This is a genomic window from Pantoea sp. App145 (assembly GCF_047947045.1).
In the GTDB taxonomy this organism is placed as follows: domain Bacteria; phylum Pseudomonadota; class Gammaproteobacteria; order Enterobacterales; family Enterobacteriaceae; genus Pantoea.
Genome location: NZ_CP133290.1, coordinates 3,266,347 through 3,285,406 on the forward strand (window position 1 = coordinate 3,266,347; position 19,060 = coordinate 3,285,406).

15 protein-coding genes are annotated in these 19,060 nt (G+C 54.7%); 9 read left to right on the forward strand and 6 right to left on the reverse strand.

Annotated features, from left to right (window positions below; all coding sequences use genetic code 11):
* The first annotated feature begins 5 nt into the window (after positions 1-5).
* The 4 genes from RCF31_RS15035 to tldD all read left to right on the forward strand — a co-directional run bounded on the left by RCF31_RS15035 (position 6) and on the right by tldD (position 7,552).
* Positions 6-599 carry a Maf family protein gene (locus RCF31_RS15035; protein ID WP_416411438.1) on the forward strand — a complete coding sequence of 198 codons (594 nt, stop codon included), beginning with the start codon at positions 6-8 and terminating at the stop codon, positions 597-599.
* A complete protein-coding gene (rng, locus tag RCF31_RS15040; protein ID WP_299447262.1) occupies positions 589-2,058 on the forward strand; it encodes a ribonuclease G in 1,470 nt (489 codons plus the stop codon). Before RCF31_RS15035 ends, rng begins: the two co-directional genes overlap by 11 nt.
* A 167-nt stretch (positions 2,059-2,225) precedes the next feature.
* Positions 2,226-6,041 (forward strand): AsmA2 domain-containing protein YhdP, encoded by a 3,816-nt coding sequence (gene yhdP / locus RCF31_RS15045; RefSeq protein WP_416411439.1) that lies wholly within the window; start codon positions 2,226-2,228, stop codon positions 6,039-6,041.
* Between the two features lie 65 nt (positions 6,042-6,106).
* A complete protein-coding gene (gene tldD, locus RCF31_RS15050; RefSeq protein ID WP_416411440.1) occupies positions 6,107-7,552 on the forward strand; it encodes a metalloprotease TldD in 1,446 nt (481 codons plus the stop codon).
* Between the two features lie 33 nt (positions 7,553-7,585).
* On the opposite strand, the gene aaeR is transcribed toward tldD, so the two are convergent.
* Positions 7,586-8,503: an HTH-type transcriptional activator AaeR gene (gene aaeR, locus RCF31_RS15055; RefSeq protein WP_299447253.1), complete on the reverse strand. Its 918-nt coding sequence runs from the start codon at positions 8,501-8,503 to the stop codon at positions 7,586-7,588.
* Positions 8,504-8,772: 269 nt separating this feature from the next.
* Here aaeR and aaeX point away from each other — a divergent pair, with 269 nt between their 5' ends.
* The 4 genes from aaeX (at position 8,773) to RCF31_RS15075 (ending at position 12,320) form a co-directional block, all read left to right on the forward strand.
* Positions 8,773-8,976 (forward strand): p-hydroxybenzoic acid efflux pump operon protein AaeX, encoded by a 204-nt coding sequence (aaeX, locus tag RCF31_RS15060; RefSeq protein WP_013510717.1) that lies wholly within the window; start codon positions 8,773-8,775, stop codon positions 8,974-8,976.
* 8 nt (positions 8,977-8,984) lie between these two features.
* Positions 8,985-9,914, forward strand: a complete 930-nt coding sequence (aaeA, locus tag RCF31_RS15065) for a p-hydroxybenzoic acid efflux pump subunit AaeA (protein WP_299447247.1) — start codon at positions 8,985-8,987, stop codon at positions 9,912-9,914.
* Between the two features lie 9 nt (positions 9,915-9,923).
* Positions 9,924-11,876 carry a p-hydroxybenzoic acid efflux pump subunit AaeB gene (aaeB, locus tag RCF31_RS15070; protein ID WP_416411441.1) on the forward strand — a complete coding sequence of 651 codons (1,953 nt, stop codon included), beginning with the start codon at positions 9,924-9,926 and terminating at the stop codon, positions 11,874-11,876.
* A gap of 174 nt (positions 11,877-12,050) precedes the next feature.
* On the forward strand, positions 12,051-12,320 hold the full coding sequence (locus tag RCF31_RS15075; protein ID WP_084877204.1) for a barstar family protein: 270 nt from the start codon (positions 12,051-12,053) through the stop codon (positions 12,318-12,320).
* Positions 12,321-12,378: 58 nt separating this feature from the next.
* On the opposite strand, the gene yhcN (RCF31_RS15080) is transcribed toward RCF31_RS15075, so the two are convergent.
* The 4 genes from yhcN (RCF31_RS15080) to argR all read right to left on the reverse strand — a co-directional run bounded on the left by yhcN (RCF31_RS15080) (position 12,379) and on the right by argR (position 14,327).
* A complete protein-coding gene (gene yhcN / locus RCF31_RS15080) occupies positions 12,379-12,642 on the reverse strand; it encodes a peroxide/acid stress response protein YhcN (RefSeq protein ID WP_299458378.1) in 264 nt (87 codons plus the stop codon).
* Between the two features lie 99 nt (positions 12,643-12,741).
* Positions 12,742-13,014: a YdgH/BhsA/McbA-like domain containing protein gene (locus RCF31_RS15085; RefSeq protein ID WP_299458379.1), complete on the reverse strand. Its 273-nt coding sequence runs from the start codon at positions 13,012-13,014 to the stop codon at positions 12,742-12,744.
* An 88-nt stretch (positions 13,015-13,102) separates the two neighbouring features.
* The gene (yhcN, locus tag RCF31_RS15090) at positions 13,103-13,366 is read right to left on the reverse strand and encodes a peroxide/acid stress response protein YhcN (RefSeq protein ID WP_084877200.1); all 264 of its coding nucleotides are present in this window, start codon (positions 13,364-13,366) and stop codon (positions 13,103-13,105) included.
* A 490-nt stretch (positions 13,367-13,856) separates the two neighbouring features.
* On the reverse strand, positions 13,857-14,327 hold the full coding sequence (argR, locus tag RCF31_RS15095; protein ID WP_084877198.1) for a transcriptional regulator ArgR: 471 nt from the start codon (positions 14,325-14,327) through the stop codon (positions 13,857-13,859).
* A gap of 430 nt (positions 14,328-14,757) precedes the next feature.
* On the opposite strand from argR, the gene mdh reads away from it, so the two are divergent.
* The gene (gene mdh, locus RCF31_RS15100; protein WP_299458384.1) at positions 14,758-15,693 is read left to right on the forward strand and encodes a malate dehydrogenase; all 936 of its coding nucleotides are present in this window, start codon (positions 14,758-14,760) and stop codon (positions 15,691-15,693) included.
* A 33-nt stretch (positions 15,694-15,726) separates the two neighbouring features.
* On the opposite strand, the gene mscM is transcribed toward mdh, so the two are convergent.
* The gene (gene mscM, locus RCF31_RS15105) at positions 15,727-19,059 is read right to left on the reverse strand and encodes a miniconductance mechanosensitive channel MscM (RefSeq protein ID WP_416411442.1); all 3,333 of its coding nucleotides are present in this window, start codon (positions 19,057-19,059) and stop codon (positions 15,727-15,729) included.
* Between the last annotated feature and the right edge of the window lies 1 nt (position 19,060).

Here is a 19,060-nt window from a genome sequence, read left to right on the forward strand (position 1 = left end):
AAACTATGATAACCCTGTACCTGGCTTCCGGTTCACCGCGTCGACGTGAGCTGTTGACGCAGCTTGGCCTGCAATTCGAACGTCTGGTCACCCATGTGGAAGAACAACGTTTGCCAGCGGAAGCCGCTGAGGTTTATGTGCGTCGTCTGGCAATCGATAAAGCGCTTGCCGGGGTGGCTGTGGCCCCGCAGGATTTGCCAGTGCTGGGTGCTGATACCATCGTGGTACTTAATGGTGAAGTGCTGGAAAAACCGGCCGATGCGGCTCACGCGACCCGCATGCTGAGTAAGCTATCCGGGCAGACACATCAGGTGATGACCGCAGTGGCGCTGGCCGACCACCGGCAGCAACTGGATTGTCTGGTGGTCACAGACGTGACCTTCCGCAAGATCACGGCGGAAGAAATTGCGCACTATATCGCCAGTGGCGAACCGATGGATAAAGCCGGCGCTTACGGGATACAGGGCATGGGAGGGAACTTCGTGCGCAAAATTAATGGAAGCTATCACGCAGTGGTGGGATTACCGCTGGTTGAGACCGGTGAGTTGCTCAGCAATTTTCAGTCACTGCGTGCGCTAAGGGGACAAGATGACGGCTGAACTGCTGGTAAATGTGACACCCTCGGAGACACGCGTCGCCTATATTGATGGCGGCATTTTGCAGGAAATCCACATCGAGCGCGAAGCGCGGCGCGGCATTGTAGGCAACATCTACAAGGGACGCGTCAGTCGCGTGCTGCCGGGTATGCAGGCGGCATTTGTTGACATTGGCCTCGACAAAGCGGCTTTTCTGCACGCTTCTGACATCATGCCGCACACCGAATGTGTCGCGGGTGATGAACAAAAGAATTTCAACGTGCGCGATATTGCCGAACTGGTACGCCAGGGGCAGGATTTAATGGTGCAGGTGGTGAAAGATCCCCTCGGCACCAAAGGCGCACGCCTCACCACTGACATCACGCTGCCGTCGCGTTATCTGGTGTTTATGCCGGGTGCCTCGCACGTTGGCGTCTCCCAGCGTATCGAAAGTGAAGCCGAGCGCGAACGTCTGAAAGCGGTGGTTGCCGCCTACTGCGACGATCTTGGTGGCTTTATTATTCGCACTGCCGCCGAAGGGATTGGCGAAGAAGAGCTGGCGCAGGATGCCGCATTTCTCAAGCGTCTATGGACCAAAGTCAGTGAACGTAAGAAGCGCAACCTGACGCGTTGCCTGCTGTATGGTGAACTGGCGCTGGCACAGCGTGTGTTGCGTGATTTTGCCGGTGCGGCGCTGGATCGCATCCGGGTGGATTCCCGCCTGACCTGCGATCTGCTGGTGGAATTTACCGGCGAATACATCCCGGAGATGGCCAGTAAGCTGGAGTTATACAGCGGTAAACAGCCGATTTTCGATCTCTACGACGTGGAAAACGAGATTCAGCGTTCGCTCGATCGCAAAGTTGAACTGAAGTCTGGCGGTTATCTGATCATCGATCAGACTGAAGCGATGACTACCATCGATATCAATACCGGTGCGTTTGTTGGCCATCGCAATCTGGACGAAACCATTTTCAACACCAATATCGAAGCTACTCAGGCGATTGCCCGCCAGCTTCGGCTGCGTAATCTGGGTGGCATCATCATTATCGATTTTATCGACATGAGCAATGATGACCACCGCCGCCGTGTGTTGCATTCGCTGGAAAGCGCGCTCAGCAAAGATCGGGTGAAAACCGGGATCAATGGTTTCTCGGCGCTTGGGCTGGTGGAAATGACGCGTAAACGCACGCGCGAAAGCATCGAGCATGTGTTGTGTGCCGATTGCCCGGTATGTAAAGGACGCGGCACGCTGAAGACGGTGGAAACCGTCTGCTATGAAATCATGCGTGAGATTGTGCGTGTGCACCATGCCTACGATTCTGACCGCTTCCTGGTGTACGTCTCTCCGGCGGTGGGGGAAGCGCTGAAAAGTGATGAGTCCCACGCGTTAGCCGAAGTGGAGATATTTGTGGGCAAACAGGTGAAAGTCCATGTTGAACCGCTTTACACTCAGGAGCAGTTTGACGTGGTGATGATGTAATTTTTCTTGTTTATGCTGGCCTTGCACGACGTTTTGTCATGGACCCGGGCTAAAAATAGCCCCTTTTTTGGGGTAATATGCGTTTTCGACCCGATTGTTCCGCATTGATAACGGTCAGGGCTTGAGAGGTATCGCTCCGTAATCCGGCGGAAAACAAGGAGAGGTGTGTGAGGCGGTTGCCGAGGATTTTGTTACTGCTACTCGCCACAATCATCGTTATTGTGGCGCTGCTGGTCAGCGGGTTGCGCCTCGTCATGCCGCATCTCAACAGCTACCGCAGCGACATTTTGCAGGTCATCTCCCGCGCCACAGGCGTGCCGGTGCAGGCCAGCGAGCTGCAGGGTAGCTGGGAAAATTTCGGCCCCACGTTGCAGGTGCGCGATCTGCATATTGCCATGCAAGACGCCGGGCAGTTGAGCATTGGTCGCGTCAATCTGGCACTCAATATCTGGCAGTCACTTTTTCAGTGGCGCTGGCAGTTTCGCGATCTTACCTTCTGGCAGATGCACGTCGAACTCAATCGTCAGTTGCTCACTAGCGATGAACAGAAAAACAGTTTCAAGCCGACGCAGATCAACGAACTCTTCCTGCGTCAGTTCGATCATTTCGACCTGCGTGATAGCAGCATCCGTTTTCTGACCCCTTCCGGGCAACACGCCGAGCTGGCGATCCCCCGTCTCACCTGGCTGAATGAAAAAACACGTCATCGTGCTGAAGGTGAGGTGAGCCTGTCGAGCTTTACCGGCCAGCATGGCGTGGTGCAGGTTCGTCTCGATCTTAATGACAACAACGGCCTGCTCGATACCGGGCGTATCTGGATGCAGGCGGATGATGTCGATGTGCGTCCGTGGATCGGTCGCTGGCTGCGCGATAACACCAGCCTCGAAAGCGCGCGTTTCAGCCTCGCCGCATGGGTAAATCTGCGTGATGGCGATGTTTATGCCGGTGATTTGCTACTGCGGCAGGGCGGTGCACGCTGGCGTGGCGAACAGGGTGATCATCAGTTGCAGGTAGATGGTTTAACCGCCCATCTGTCCCGTTTCCAGAATGGCTGGATGGTGTCCGTGCCGCAAACCCGTCTCAGCACCGATGGGGTTGCCTGGCAACCGGGGCATTTTTCACTGCTATGGAAACCCGAAGATCAACAATTGCTGGGTGCCAGCAGTGCGCCGGAAATCCGCGTGCGCGCTACCCAGTTGGATCTGCAACGTCTTGCGCCACTGATACCGCTGTTCTCGCCACTCTCGCCAACGCTGTTCGACAACTGGCGCGCGCTACAACCGCAGGGCTACATCGATGCGCTGGCGCTGGATATCCCCTTACAGCAACCCGAACAAACCCGTTTGCAGGCCCAATGGCGTGATTTAAGCTGGCAGCACTGGGAACTGTTGCCGGGCATCAGCAAACTGAGTGGTAACGCCAGTGGCAGCCTCAGCAATGGTCAGCTGGATGTGGCGATGGGGCAGGCCGAGGTTCCCTACGGTGATATGTTCCAGGCACCGTTACAAATCCAGCAAATCACCGGCAAGCTCAACTGGCGGCATGATGATAATGGCCTGACGCTGGATGGCCATCAGCTGGATGTGAAGGCGCGTTCGCTCTGGGCGCGCGGCGATTTCCTCTATCAGCAGAACCTCGGCAAAGCGCCACGGCTGGATATTCTGGCGGGGATTCGCGTGACCGATGCGGGCGATGCCTGGCGTTATTTCCCGGAACCGCTGATGGGCCATGGCCTGACGGACTATCTCAGCAACGCGATTAAAGGCGGGCAGGTTGATAACGCCACGCTGCTGTTTGCCGGTGATCCGACGCTGTTTCCCTTCCGCCACAACGACGGCATGTTTGAAGTCTGGGTGCCGCTGCGTCATGCCACCTATCAATTCCAGCCCGGCTGGCCGGCGATTAACAATCTCGACATCGATCTCGATTTTGTCAACGACGGTCTGTGGATGAAAGCCAATCAGGCGAAGCTGGGAGAGGTGGATGCGCGCAATATCAGCGCGGTGATCCCGGATTACCTGAAAGAGAAGCTGATCATTGATGGCGACCTGAGTGGTGAAGGTAAGCAGATTGGGGATTACTTCGAACTCACCCCACTCAAGCCATCGCTGGGGGCGGCGCTGCAACAGCTACAGATCAAAGGCAATGTTCGTGGTCAGCTCAACCTCGATATTCCGCTGAATGGTGAACTGGTTCATGCCAGCGGCAACGTAGTGATGAACAATAACAGCCTGCATATCAAGCCGCTGAACACCACACTGAACAACCTCACCGGGCGTTTCCGTTATAACAACGGCAATCTGCAAAGTGAGGAGATGCAGGCGAATTGGTTCGGACAGCCGGTTGGCGTCAGCTTCAGCACCCAGGAGAACCCGGATAACTTTGGCGTCAATGTGAAGTTGCTGGGTGACTGGCAGCTGGCGAAGTTAAAGGTGCTGCCTTCGACCCTCACCAGCCAGCTGAGTGGCAATCTGCCCTGGCAGGGCAATGTCGATATCACCCTGCCGAATAAAGGTGGCGCAAGCTACAAAATAGATTTGCAAGGCGATGGCAAAGAAGTAAGCAGTCGCTTACCGGCTCCGCTGGATAAGAGCGCAGGTTCCGCGCTGCCGATTACCATTGCTGCCAGCGGTGACCTGCGCGGATTTGATCTCAGCGGTAGTGTGCTGGGGCATCATCGTTTTAACAGCCGCTGGCTGCTGGAGCCACAGCTGCGGGTCGATCGCGGTATCTGGCTGAACGATGCCAAAACGACGCCGAAACTGCCTGAAAATCGCGGCATGGTGCTGAATTTACCTGAGATGGACGGTGAGGCCTGGATGGGGCTGCTGGCTGGATCGGGCGGCTCGCGCAATGCGCAGGGCGAAACCAGTATTGGCGGCGCGCTGCTGCCGGGGGATGTTACGTTGCATACCCCGGCGCTGCGGCTGGCAGGCCAGCAATGGCATGATCTCAGTGCTACCGTGACCCAGGGGCCGACCGGGAATACCGATGTGCAGCTCGACAGCCGTGAAGCGCGTGGCAGTCTGAAAACCGCACAGAATGCGCCCTGGCAGATCGCCCTCAGCTATCTTTACTACAACCCGGAATGGGCGGAGAGCAAGGATGGCACAGCATCCCCGTTCGGTAGTGATACCAACATCAATTTCACCAACTGGCCAGCTCTGCAACTGAGCTGCCAGGAGTGCTGGCTACGCGGGCAGAAGTTTGGCCATATGCAGGCGTTGCTGCAACCCCATGGCGATACGTTAGCACTCACTAACGGTTCGGTGGATACCGGCAGCTCGAAGCTGAGCGTCAACGGGGAATGGGTCAATAAACCCGGTGAGCAACGCACCTCGCTGAAAGGAACGCTGAGCGGTAACAACATCAACGACGCCACTAACTGGTTTGGCGTGAACACGCCGCTGCGCGATGCACCGTTTAAAATCGATTATGATTTACACTGGCGCTCCGCACCCTGGCAGCCCTCTGAGCCAACCTTAAGCGGTACGCTGAAATCACATTTCGGCAAAGGCCAGATTGCGGATGTCAGTACCGGTCGTGCTGGTCAGCTGCTGCGGCTGATGAGCTTTGACGCCCTGTTGCGCAAGTTGCGTTTCGATTTCAGTGATACCTTCGGCCAGGGCTTCTTTTTCGATTCAATTAATGGCACGGCGTGGATTGAAAACGGCGTGATGCATACCGATAACCTGTTGGTTGATGGTCTCGAAGCGGATATTGCCATGCAGGGTAAAGTTGACCTTGTGAAACGCGAGATTGATATGGAAGCCGTAGTGGCACCGGAAATTTCGGCTTCGGTAGGCGTGGCGACCGCTTTTGTGATCAACCCGGTGGTCGGTGCCGCGGTTTTCGCCGCCAGTAAGGTGCTGGGGCCCGTGTGGAACAAAATCTCGCTGCTGCGTTATCACATCAGCGGACCACTGGATAAGCCGGAAATCAATGAAGTGCTGCGCAAACCGCGTGAAAACGACAAGAAGTGAATTTGACGCCGTCGGGGAATTACCGCAGGCTATGAAGTATCCGAGCAAATACTGAGTGAGAAACGATGACTCTGAATCTGGTAAGTGAGCAGTTGCTAACTGCGAACAGCATTAATCAGCAGGACCTTTTTTCCCTGTTAGGGCAGCTTTCAGAACGTCGTCTGGATTATGCCGATCTCTATTTTCAGTCCAGCTTCCATGAATCCTGGGTGCTGGAAGACAAAATCATCAAAGATGGCTCTTACCATATCGACCAGGGCGTTGGCGTTCGCGCGGTAAGCGGTGAGAAAACCGGTTTTGCCTATGCAGACCAAATCACCCTGAACGCGTTGCGCCAGTCGGCTGAAGCCGCGCGCAGTATCGTGCGTGAGCAGGGTAATGGCAAAGCCCATACCTTATCGGCGGTGATCAACCGTTCACTGTACGCAGCGGTGAACCCACTGGATAGCCTGACGCGTGAAGACAAAATCGCTTTGCTGCATCGTGTTGATAAGGTGGCGCGCGCCGCTGACCCACGCGTGCAGGAAGTGAACGCCAGTCTGACCGGGGTTTACGAGCAGGTGCTGGTGGCGGCCACCGATGGCACACTGGCTGCTGATGTACGTCCGCTGGTGCGTCTGTCTATCAGCGTACAGGTGGAGGACCAGGGCAAGCGTGAGCGCGGCTCCAGCGGCGGCGGTGCCCGTACCGGTTATGACTTCTTCCTGGCCGATGAAAGCGGCGATGTGCGCGCGGATGCCTGGGCGCGTGAAGCGGTCCGTATGGCACTGGTTAATCTGTCAGCCGTTGCGGCACCGGCGGGGACACTGCCCGTGGTGCTGGGTGCTGGCTGGCCTGGCGTGTTGCTGCATGAAGCGGTCGGTCACGGTCTGGAAGGCGACTTTAACCGTCGCGCGACCTCGGTGTTCAGCGGCAAAATGGGGCAGCTGGTGGCGTCTGAGCTGTGTACCGTAGTGGATGATGGCACCATCGAAGGTCTGCGTGGTTCGCTGGCGGTGGACGATGAAGGTGTACCGGGTCAGTACAACGTATTGATCGAAAACGGGGTGCTGAAAGGCTACATGCAGGACAAACTCAATGCGCGTCTGATGGGCGTCAATCCTACCGGGAATGGCCGTCGTGAATCCTATGCTCACCTGCCAATGCCGCGTATGACCAACACCTATATGCTGGCGGGAAAATCCACGCCGCAGGACATCATTGAAAGTGTGGAATATGGTCTGTACGCCCCGAACTTTGGCGGCGGCCAGGTGGATATCACTTCCGGTAAGTTTGTGTTCTCAACCTCGGAAGCCTATCTGATTGAGAACGGTAAAGTGACCAAACCGGTGAAAGGTGCCACGCTGATTGGCTCCGGTATCGAAGCCATGCAGCAAATTTCGATGGTGGGCAACGATCTGGCGCTGGATAAAGGCGTTGGCGTTTGCGGTAAAGAAGGACAGAGCGTACCGGTTGGCGTGGGTCAGCCGACGCTGAAGCTGGACAAGCTTACTGTCGGCGGAACCGCCTGATCATCCTGCAACAACCCGCCATCCGGCGGGTTGTTAACTTTTACGGTGCTGCTGATACTGGCGCGCCACCCGTTTGAAATACTCGGTCAGATAATCAATACACACCTGCACTTTCAGCGGCAGCTTATCCTTTTCGGTATATAACGCGTACACCGGTCGCGGTGCCGACTGGTACTGCGGAAACACAATATCGATCTCGCCGGTGTTAATCTCGTTAATCACCCACATCAGTGGCACATAAGCGATGCCACATCCGGCTTTCAGCCAGCGAATCAGCGTCAGCGAATCATTGGTGACGAAGCGCCCCTGCGGCGTCAGACGTGTGACCAATCCTTCCGGTGCAATCAGTTCAAAGGTGTTATCTGGCCGTACGCTGTATTCCAGCCACGAAAGATTATCGATTTCGCTCGGTTTTTCCGGCACTCCCTGCTGTGCCAGATAACTTTTCGCCGCGCATACCACCATCGGCATGGCCCCCAGCCGACGCGAGAACAGGCTGGAGTCCTGCAACTCACCCACGCGTATCACCAGGTCCAGTCCATTGGCGATGAGATCCGGTGCCGGGATGCCGGTGACTAAATTGACGCTCAACCCCGGATATTCGCGTAGCATGTCGCCGGTCATATCGGCGAGGACATTTTGCGCCATTGTAGAAGAGCTGCCGATGCGTAAAATACCAATCGGCGTGTTGTTGAAGGCATACAGCTGCTCGTGCACCTGCATCGCCTCTGCCAGCATGCGGCGGCAGCCCTGATAATAGATTCTGCCCGCTTCGGTCAGCCCAATGCTGCGGGTGCTGCGATTCAGCAGTTTGACCTGTAGCTCATCTTCCAGTTTCGCGACTATCTGGCTGATAGACGAAACGCTAAGATGAAGCTGACGTGCCGCGGCGGTAAAGGAACCTAATTCAACCACTTTGGCGAAGATGGACATGCCTTTAAGTCGTTCCATTGTTTACTCTGGCTAAAAAGTGATTTAGCTCACAATATGTAGAAAACGTATAGTCAAGCGCGTTACTATACGCACGCTGGGTCTTTTCACCGCACCTGAACATGGCAGCAAATCTGTCCGTGTTTGTCAGATGATACGCTATGATTAGCTCAAACGGCCTGAATGTTGCCATCAGTCTACCCGTCATCCCACTATCATCAACCCGTCGTGTTTTGTGGCGTACGGGCAGGTATCGGTGCAATCCGGCAAGGTCGAACTAAGGAACCGTAATGAGTGTGCTTCCGGTATTTGTCGTATTTGGGTTGTCTTTCCCGCCCATCTTCATTGAACTGATTGTTTCGCTGGCGCTGTTCTGGCTGGTGAAACGCGTGCTGACGCCAAGTGGATTGTATGATCTGGTCTGGCATCCGGCACTTTTTAACACAGCGTTGTACTGCTGTGTGTTTTACCTTGTATCCCGTCTATTCGTCTGAGGTTTTAAGTGAAAGCGCTAATAAGAAAAATCGCGCGCTACGCGATTACTCTCCTGCTGGTTGTCATCGCTATCGTGATCATCTTCCGCGCCTGGGTGTTCTACACCGAATCCCCGTGGACGCGTGATGCAAAATTTTCCGCCGATGTCGTGGCGATCTCTCCGGATGTCACCGGTTTGATCACCGATGTGCCGGTCCATGATAACCAACTGGTGAAGAAGGGCGACACGCTGTTCGTGGTCGATCGTCCGCGTTACCAGATGGCGCTGGATCAGGCCCAGGCCGACGTTGAGTATTACCAGGCGGTGGCTAACGAAAAACGTCGTGAAGCTGCACGCCGTAATCAGCTCGGCACCAGTGCGATGTCGCGTGAGGCTATCGATCAGGCGAACAACGATCTGACCACCACCGAGCATCAACTGGCGAAAGCCATCGCGACGCGCGATCTGGCGGTGATCGATCTTGATCGCACCACCATCAAAGCACCGTCTGACGGCTGGGTCACCAACCTCAATGTGTATGAAGGCGAGTTCATCACGCGTGGCTCCGTTGCCGTCGCGCTGGTACAACAGCATTCATTCTATGTGATGGCTTATATGGAAGAGACCAAGCTGGATGGCGTACGTCCGGGCTTCCGTGCCGAAATCACGCCGCTGGGTAGCAACACCGTGCTGCGCGGCACCGTCGATAGCATTGCGGCAGGTGTCACCAACAGCAGTAGCAGCGTCGATAGCAAAGGCATGGCTACGGTCGATTCCAATCTGGAATGGGTGCGTCTGGCGCAGCGTGTACCGGTACGTATTCATCTTGATGATCAGCCAGGTAATCGCTTCCCGGCGGGTACCACTGCGACTGTGGTGATCACCGGTGATAAAGATCGCCAGACGAAAGTCTCACCAATGACCCAGTTTTTCAATCGCCTGCGTGAGTTTGGTTAAGAGGGCGATATGATTGAGTTCCTGCGTTTCCCGGTGAAGCTGACGTTTGCGCTGGTCGCCGCGCTGATGATTGGCTTTCACTTCAATCTGGAAACGCCGCGCTGGGCAGTGATGACTGCCGGGATTGTGGCGGGTGGCACCGCCTTTGCCGCCGGGGGGGATCCCTACTCCGGCGCGCTGCGTTACCGCGGCATTCTGCGTATTATCGGCACCTTCATCGGCTGTATTGCGGCTCTGACCATTATGATCGCGACAGTGCGTGCGCCCGTAGTGATGCTGCTGTTGTGCTGCCTGTGGGCCGGGCTTTGCGTCTGGCTCTCTTCACTGATCAAAGTCGAAAATTCCTATGCCCTCGGTCTGGCTGGCTACACTGCGCTGATTATTGTCGTCACCGCCGATGCCAGCGGGGGGCTGACGCTGGCACCGCAGTTTGCGGTGGAACGTTGCAGCGAAATCGTACTGGGTATTCTCTGCGCCATTCTGGCGGACATGATTTTCTCACCGCGATCGATTAAAAAAGTCATCGACCAGGAAGTGGATGCGTTGCTGGTGGCACAGTACAAATTGCTGCAACTGTGCGTTGCTCACGGTGATAAAGACGAAGTCGATAGAGCCTGGAGCGCGCTGGTACGCCGTACCACCGCATTAAACAGCATGCGCAGCCAACTGATGATGGAATCATCGCGCTGGCAGAACAGCAACCGTCGTTTGCAGATGCTGAACACGCTGTCGTTAACGCTGATTACCCAGGCGGCCGAAACCTTCCTGATCCAGAATTCACGTGCGGATTATATTCCGCCGCAATATCGCCTGTTGATCGAGAAAGAAGTCAGCAGCGTTGATGATGTCCACAAGCGTATGAAGATTATGCGTCGGGTGATTGGTGTCAGCAGTAAAACCTCGCCACTGACGCTGGCCAGTTGGGTTGGGGCCGCGACTGAATATCTGCTGTTGATTAATGGTGTGAAAAGTAACAGCCGTATCACCACGCTGGAAGAGGGCATCCTTGAACGTGAAGTGGTGATTCAGGCCCGCTCTGCCGAAACCCATCATGCGATGATTAACGGCGTGCGCACTTTCGTCGCTACCGCGCTTGGCTCGCTGTTCTGGCTCTATACCGGCTGGACTTCCGGTAGCGGTTGTATGGTGATGCTGGCGGTAATCACCGCACTGGCGATGCGTATGCCAAACCCGCTGATGATGGCGAAAGACTTTTTGTACGGTATGACTGTCGCGGTACCACTGGGTGCGCTGTACTTTATCTACATTATGCCAGCCACTCAGCAAAGCATGTTGCTGCTGTGTATTGCCATTGGTTTGCTGGGCTTTATTGGCGGCATCTTCGTGCAGCGCCGTCAAATCGGCACGCTCGGGGCGCTGATCGGTACGATTAACGTGCTGGTGCTCGATAACCCGATGAAGTTTGAGTTCAACGTGTTTCTCGATAACGCACTTGGTCAGGTCATTGGCTGTTTTGTGGCGATGATGGTGATTCTGCTGATTCGCGACAAATCGAAAGAACGTACCGGACGTAAGCTGCTCAACCGCTTTATGTATGCGGCCGTGTCGGCCATGACCACTAACCAGGTACGTCGCCGGGAAAACCATCTGCCCGCGCTGTATCAGCAATTGTTCCTGCTGCTCAACCTGTTCCCGGGTGATATTAATAAATACCGTATCGCCCTGACGCTGATTATTGGTCATCAGCGCTTACGCAATGCGGAAGTCCCCATCAATGCTGATTTGTCGGCTTACCACCGTCAGCTGCGAGCCACTGCAGACCAGGTTATTTCGACGCGCAGTGATGATAAACGGCGCGTCTATTTTGAGCGGTTATTGCAGGAGCTGGATATCTACCAGGAAAAACTCCAACAATATGCGGCACCAGGCAGCGTGACCGAGCCAGTGAAACGGTTAGCCGCTATGCTGAGTAAGTACCGCAACACATTGATTCAAATCTAAAATGAGCCGCCGCGTTTATCGCGCGGCCCGTTGTCACAAAACCTCCGGATAATGCCATCTATACTTTCCTGACAGGATGCAAACTGGCGGGAGAAGCAGGGATGTCCCCTTCTTTTGCCGCGACGCATTCATTTCATCGCTTTAATCAGTAGTGGCACAGAGAGGATCGTCATGATGAGAATCGAACGTTTTGATTTCGATGAAATCGTCGATCAGGCGCACTTTTTCCGGCAGTTCAGCGACCGTTTTGCGTTGGCGGATTTGGCGATTATTGATCTGGACGATCTCTGGGAAGCGGTGACCGGCGATCAACTGCCGTTGCCGCTGGAGATTGAATTTATTCACTTAGGAAAGGGACAGAAGCGCCGTTATGGCGCGTTGATTCTGTTGTTTGATGAAGCAGAAGAGGAGCTGGAAGGGCAGCTCCGCTTTAATGTGAAGTAACCACAAAAAGGGCCCCGGCGAGCGGGGCCAAAGGGTTCGTCAAGCAGTTGACGAGGAATTACTTATACAGTTCAGCAGTAATGTGGTAATTGTCGCCAGTGCGGGCTTCAATCACTTTATAAGCGCTGGCACCCTGTTCATCGGCTTTCTGCGACAGCTGAGCACGATAATCCATAGGCGCACCGGCAGTACCACTGATAGTCACTGTCCCCGCAGGCTGCATAGTCTGAGCCTGTTCTGCTGTGACCAGCTGTGCGGCAGACGCACCAAAAGCGAGGACAGAGAGCAGGCTGGCAGTTGCGATGGTTGTTTTGATTTTCATTATATTCTCCTTTAGCAATCAACAACCTGCGGTGATAAGTGGGAGCGGGTCGTCGATTTCTATCCTGGCGCCCGCAGGCGCCGGATAGTCAGTTAGCAATTATTTGTACAGTTCAGCAGTGACGTGGTAGGTGTCATTCTGATTGTTTTCAATAATGCGGTAGTGGCTGGCACCCTGAGCATCCGCTTTGGCTGACAGCTCCTGACGGATATTCATCTGGTCGCCATCACGACCACTTACGCTGATGGTTTGGTTCAGCGGTTGCAGATTCATGCTGTCTGCCTGTTCGTTAGTGATCAGGTTGGCAGCGCTGGCACCGAAAGAAAGAATGGAGGCCAGGCTCAGAACTGCGATAGATAATTTGGTTTTCATGATTCACTCTCCTGAATTTTGTCTGGCAACCTGAGCGCAACTGCGTCTCAAATGGGTTGCCGTTCATACTTGTCTTGTTTCAGCAAACTTATTTATAAAGTTCAGCGGTAGCGTGATAGGTGTTGTCATTACGCGCTTCAATCACGCGATAAGCTTTAGCACCTTGCTGGTCTGCTTTTTCACTCAGCTGCTGATGGATATCCATCGGCGAACCGGCAGTGCCGCTGACACTGATGGTGCCGGCCGGTTGCAGATTCATGGCCTGATCGGCATTGATAGAATCTGCGGCGAAAGCACCAAATGACAGGGCAGATAGAACGCTCAGGGTTGCGATAGTAGTTTTAACTTTCATGATTATTTCCTCGTCTTCTGTTTTTTCTCTTTTTATTCACTGTGATTTGCATCACGAAACAAGTATAGATCTAATCACCCATGAAATTAATATTCAGCTAATAATGTTTGGTTGTTATTCTTTATCCTTATGACAACTTTTAATAACTGAGTGTTATAAAAAACGCCTGGTTTCTGTCCAATGACTGTTAATTACATGTAAAAACAAAGGTCTATGTCATTTTATCTTTCTGTGCGAAATATCCCGGTTGATCCAGCTGGCTGATACGCAGTGAGTGGGCAATACAGCTGATGTTGGTATGTAAAGCAGTGTAAAATAGCGCGAAAGGTTAAGCAGGCTAAAAGGTCCTACCAATCATCCAGAGGGGTGAGAACTGACGGGAATATGCTTAATGCATTGTTTCCTGAGCATTTTGGCTAAAGTGCGACGGCTGGAGGGGGAGATGGCAGGATTGTTACCGGCAGGTAATCTGCCGGTAGCAGGCAGGGTTTTATAGCTCTTGTTCGAATAAAACCAGGATAGCGTCGTGCAGTTGCTTCACGGTAAAGCTACGCGCGGGGGTAATAAAGATGGTGTCATCACCGGCGATGGTGCCGAGGATGCCTTCCGCCTTGCCGAGAGAATCCAGCAGACGGGCAATCAGCTGTGCGGCGCCAGGACTGGTATGAATCACCACCAACGCATCGTTATAGTCGATATCCAGCACCAGGTTTTTCAGCGGGCTGGTGGTGGTGGGGACACCCAATTCGGCTGGCAGACAATACACCATCTCCATTTTCGCGTTGCGGGTACGCACTGCACCGAACTTAGTCAGCATACGAGAAACTTTTGACTGGTTGATATTCTCGAAGCCGTCTTCCTGCAGCGCCTGCACAATTTCACCCTGAGAGCTGAATTTCTCTTCTTTCAATAGGGCCTTGAACGCCTTGATCAGGTCGTCCTGTTTAGATGGGTTTCGCATAGGTTACCAATAAAAAGAGGGATGCATCGGGCAACAGGCCCGTAGCAGATAAATTATTATGCATTTAAATGAATTTTTATGCAATAAACCAGGTGAGAATTTCGCCGGGAAAACCTGCGGGGCGGCGATCATAACAGAGATTTCCCGCTGCGCCAAAATCGCGGGGTGGCACGCAAAAGCGAAGGTTGCAATGTTGTTATATTATTGAAGTGGTAACAACAAAATGACTGATCATTGCCGACCCCTGTCTTCTGGCTGCGACTTATGATCATTCAGGCGACTTCTGAAGTGTGGATGTCTCGGGAGCCGAATTGCGGCGTCAGTGTTTATAGCGCGACGGGCCTTGTCGCTATCGCCTGAGAAGTTGATTACACTCGTAACCTGATGGAAACCCGGCATATCTCTGCCCCACCTTAATAAGGAGTCCAGGATGAAAGTTGCCGTTCTCGGTGCCGCTGGTGGTATTGGCCAGGCGCTTGCACTGCTGCTCAAGACCCAATTACCCGCAGGTTCAGCTCTCTCGCTCTATGACATCGCCCCGGTAACACCGGGTGTGGCTGTGGATCTCAGCCATATTCCCACCGCAGTGAAAGTTGAGGGTTTCAGTGGTGAAGATGCCACGCCCGCACTGAAGGGAGCCGATGTGGTGCTGATCTCCGCCGGAGTGGCACGTAAACCCGGCATGGATCGCGCCGACCTCTTTAACGTTAACGCAGGCATTGTCCGCAACCTGATTGAACAGGTGGCGAGCACTGCACCAAAAGCCCTGATTGGCGTTATCACCAACCCGGTTAACACCACGGTCGCGATTGCGGCGGAAGTGCTGAAGAAAGCCGGGGTATATGATAAGAACCGCCTGTTTGGCGTCACCACCCTGGATATTATTCGTGGCAATACTTTTGTCGCGGCGTTAAAGGGCAAACAGCCGGGCGAGATTGACGTGCCGGTGGTGGGTGGCCATTCGGGCGTCACTATTCTGCCGCTGCTATCGCAGGTAAAAGGCGTCAGCTTCAGCGAGCAGGAAGTCGCGGATTTGACCAAACGGATTCAAAACGCCGGCACTGAAGTGGTGGAAGCCAAGGCAGGTGGCGGTTCTGCGACGCTATCGATGGGGCAAGCGGCCGCGCGCTTTGGTCTGTCGCTGGTACGAGCCATGCAGGGCGAAGCCAATGTTGTGGAATGTGCTTATGTGGAAGGGGATGGTGAATACGCCCGATTCTTCTCACAGCCGCTGCTGCTGGGCAAAAACGGCATCGTTGAACGGCGACCGCTCGGGCCGCTCAGCGCTTTTGAGCAGCAGGCATTGATCGGCATGCTGGATACGCTGAAAAAAGATATCGCCCAGGGCGAGGAGTTTGTGAAATAACCTGCAGCGGCGCGATTTGTCGCGCCGCTACTTTTATAACCCACCTGATTTAAAATTCCGCGCCGCAGGTGCGCCATTGCTGGCCGGCGTCTTCTTGCCCAGCGTTTCCATACGCACCTGGAAAGGCGGGAAAGGCATTTCAATGCCGTGCGCGGCGAAACCATGCAGAATCAACTGATGCAGCTCATGACGCAGCGGCATGCGATGCCCCATTTCGGCGGCATAGACGCGCAGCTCAAACAGTTGAATCCCCTGTTGCAGATCGACGAGAAAAACATCGGGTGCAGGCATATCCAGCACATACGTACAGCGCTCTGCCGCCTGTTTAAGCAGGTTTGTTACCTCTGCGCTGTTCACCCCGGCGGGTGCAGGAATGGTCAGCACGACGCGTGTGACAGAGTCGGACAGCGACCAGTTAACGAACTGCTCAGTAATAAAAGCCTTATTCGGCACGATGATTTCTTTACGGTCCCAGTCGGTAATGGTGGTCGCACGGGTATTAATACGCGTGATACTGCCGGTGAGATCGCGGATGGTGACGGTATCGCCAATACGAATCGGCTTTTCGAACAGGATGATCAGGCCGGAAATAAAGTTGGCAAAGATTTCCTGTAAACCAAAACCAAGACCCACACCGAGTGCGGCGACCAGCCATTGCAACTTCGCCCATTCGATACCAATCATGGAGAAGCCAATCAGGCCACCGATCAGCATCAGCACATATTTGGTCAGGGTGGTGATGGCATAGCCAGTACCGGGCGTCAGATTCAGGTGCTGTAACAGCGCCAGCTCCAGTAGCGCTGGCATGTTACGTACCAGCTGGGTAGTGATAATCAGCACCAGTATGGCGATCAGGACCGAGCCGAGGGTAATCGGCTGGATGCTCTCCACCCCCTGAATCGTGGTACTGACATCCCACAGGCGGATATTTTCCAGAAAACCGAACGCCGAGTGAATTTCTGACCACAGCACAATCACTGACACCAGCGCAATTAATGTCAGAAGGGAGCGCACCAGACGCAGCGACTGAGCGCTGATGGCATCGAGATCGATAATCGGTTCGTCTGCTTCTGGCGCTTCGCTACTCCCGGCGGGCTGATCCTTCTCCTCTTCGCTACGAGCGCGGTTTGCCAGCATATCGGCACGGCGCTGACGGGCGCGATCAAAAGCGATACGGCGACGCTGAATCAGCATCCAGCGGCGGATAATGTGGTAAATCACCAGCAGGAAGAACCAGATGCCAACGGACGTTTCCAGACGCGCCAGCAGCGCCTGCGCAGTCGCCAGATAGCCGATGCAGGAGGCGAAGGCGGCGACCAGCGGGATGGCGATCATCAGGTTCCACAGGATGCGATTGACGAAGTTATCGCCGTTACCTTCTTTATCCAGATATAGCGGAATACCTGCACGTTTCAGGCTGACGGTGACAATGCTCAATGCGCCGCAAATCAGGATGAAGCACAACCGCCCCAGCGTTGATGAGAACTCACGGTCCTCCAGATTAGCGAAGGCAATCAACAGCATGATCAGCGGCACAATCAGGCCGACGCTGAGTGAGTAATAACGCATCGCGCGCGCCACCCGCGTGTGCGGCCAGCGGAAATGCACCACAAACAGGCCATTTGGGCGGGCAAACGAGGCACTGATCATAAATGCCCACAGCAGCGGCAATGTGGCGGTAATACCGTCGCCGATCGCTACCGCTATCGGGTAGGGCCAGGCTTCCTGCAATCCATAACCCAGTGCAGCCCAGAGCACCGGTATCGGTACGGCCACCAGAATTGACCAGAACACCGTGCGCAGCGTCAGGCTGAATTGATCCTGTGTGACCTTGCCAACTTTGCTGGCGGCACGCGCCAGAAACGCATGGTAATGACGGCGCGTGCTGATGCTAAACCCAACCAGTAGCAGTGCACCCATGATTGGCAGCACTGTTTCTTTGCTGGTAAACATCATGGCCAGCGCTTTACCTAACTGGCCCAACGTATCGAGCGATAGCAGGCGTCCCAGCGACTGTGCCACATCCACCGGGAAATTCAGGTCAACGGTACTGACGTCAGCCGTCCAGAACAGATAGCGATGTGTGGCGTCGCGCACTTCAGCTAGTGCATCCTGCAACTGGGTATTGGAGACTTTAAGTTTGGTAATTTCCAGAATCAGCGTATCGCAACCGGAAATTAATGAGTTGAGTAACTCGCGCTGAGTTTTCAGCTGAGCTTCGAGGATGCGGCTCTGCTCGCTGGTAAAGGGCGTGCCATCATCCTGCTTCTCTTTACGCAGCGTCTGCTGGCGCTCAAGCAAATCCTCATAACGCAGCCGCTGGACACGTAACTGGCCCATCTCGTTATCAATCTGCTGCGATTTCGGCACATCTGGCAGACGCGCGACCTGGGCGCGCAGCGCTTCGCCCAGCAGGTTCGAGGCTCCCAGCCATTGTGATTGCTCGCGCAGGGTACTTAGCGCCTGGCGTACCTGCAAGGTCTGATTGGTCGACAGTCGCTGCTGCGAAGCGACCAGATCCATGCGCTGTGCCTGTTGATTGAGATCGGCTGACAATTCACGGTTTACCCGGAATTGATCGCTGATGATGCTGGGCAAATCGCCACTGTTTTCTGCCAGTTGTTCGGTTCGCTCCAGCGCCTGTTCTGCTTCACGCTGACGTTGGTTATTCAGCTGATTACGCAGCGCCTGGAGATAGTTATCCAGCTGGGTCGCCTGGCGCTGATGTATTTCGGCACGCATCCGCGCCAGTTCCTGGCGATTATTGGCGGAGAGCTGCGCCAGCTCCAGTTCATCCACACGGGCTTTATTGGCGGCGTTTTCCGCCTGACGTGCGTAAACCTGAGCCTGTGCCTGCGGCGTCGTGGCTGCAGCGGCACCCTGTACACGGCGGTCGCTCTCGGTCATCGCGCGACGTGCTTCGGTTTGCTGCTGCGGTAACTGCGATAGCGAATCGCTGATTTCACGCGCCCGGTCCTGTTCCTGCTGAGCCTGGCGTCCCTCTTCCAGTAACTGACTGCTAACCTGCAAAATCTCCTGATCCAGCTCGGCGCTGCTCATATTACTGCGCACGGTTTTGCTGCTATCCGTCAGACTGGCGAGTTGCTGGCGCAGTTCACGCGCCAGTCGCGGGAAGTCATCAATCACTTGCTGATATTGCTTCGTGCGTTCCAGGGAGTCATCACGTTCAGCAAGAAAATTGAGTGCCGTTTCCAGCGTCTGGATCTGTTCAGTTTGAGAGGGGGAACTTTTCGCGGATTTGGCCGCGTCCAGTTCTTGTTTCAGGTCGCTGGCTACCGGGACAGTGGCAGCGAAAGCAGTGCTGCTGAACCACAGGCTCAGCAGCAGAATAAGAGAGGCACGCACT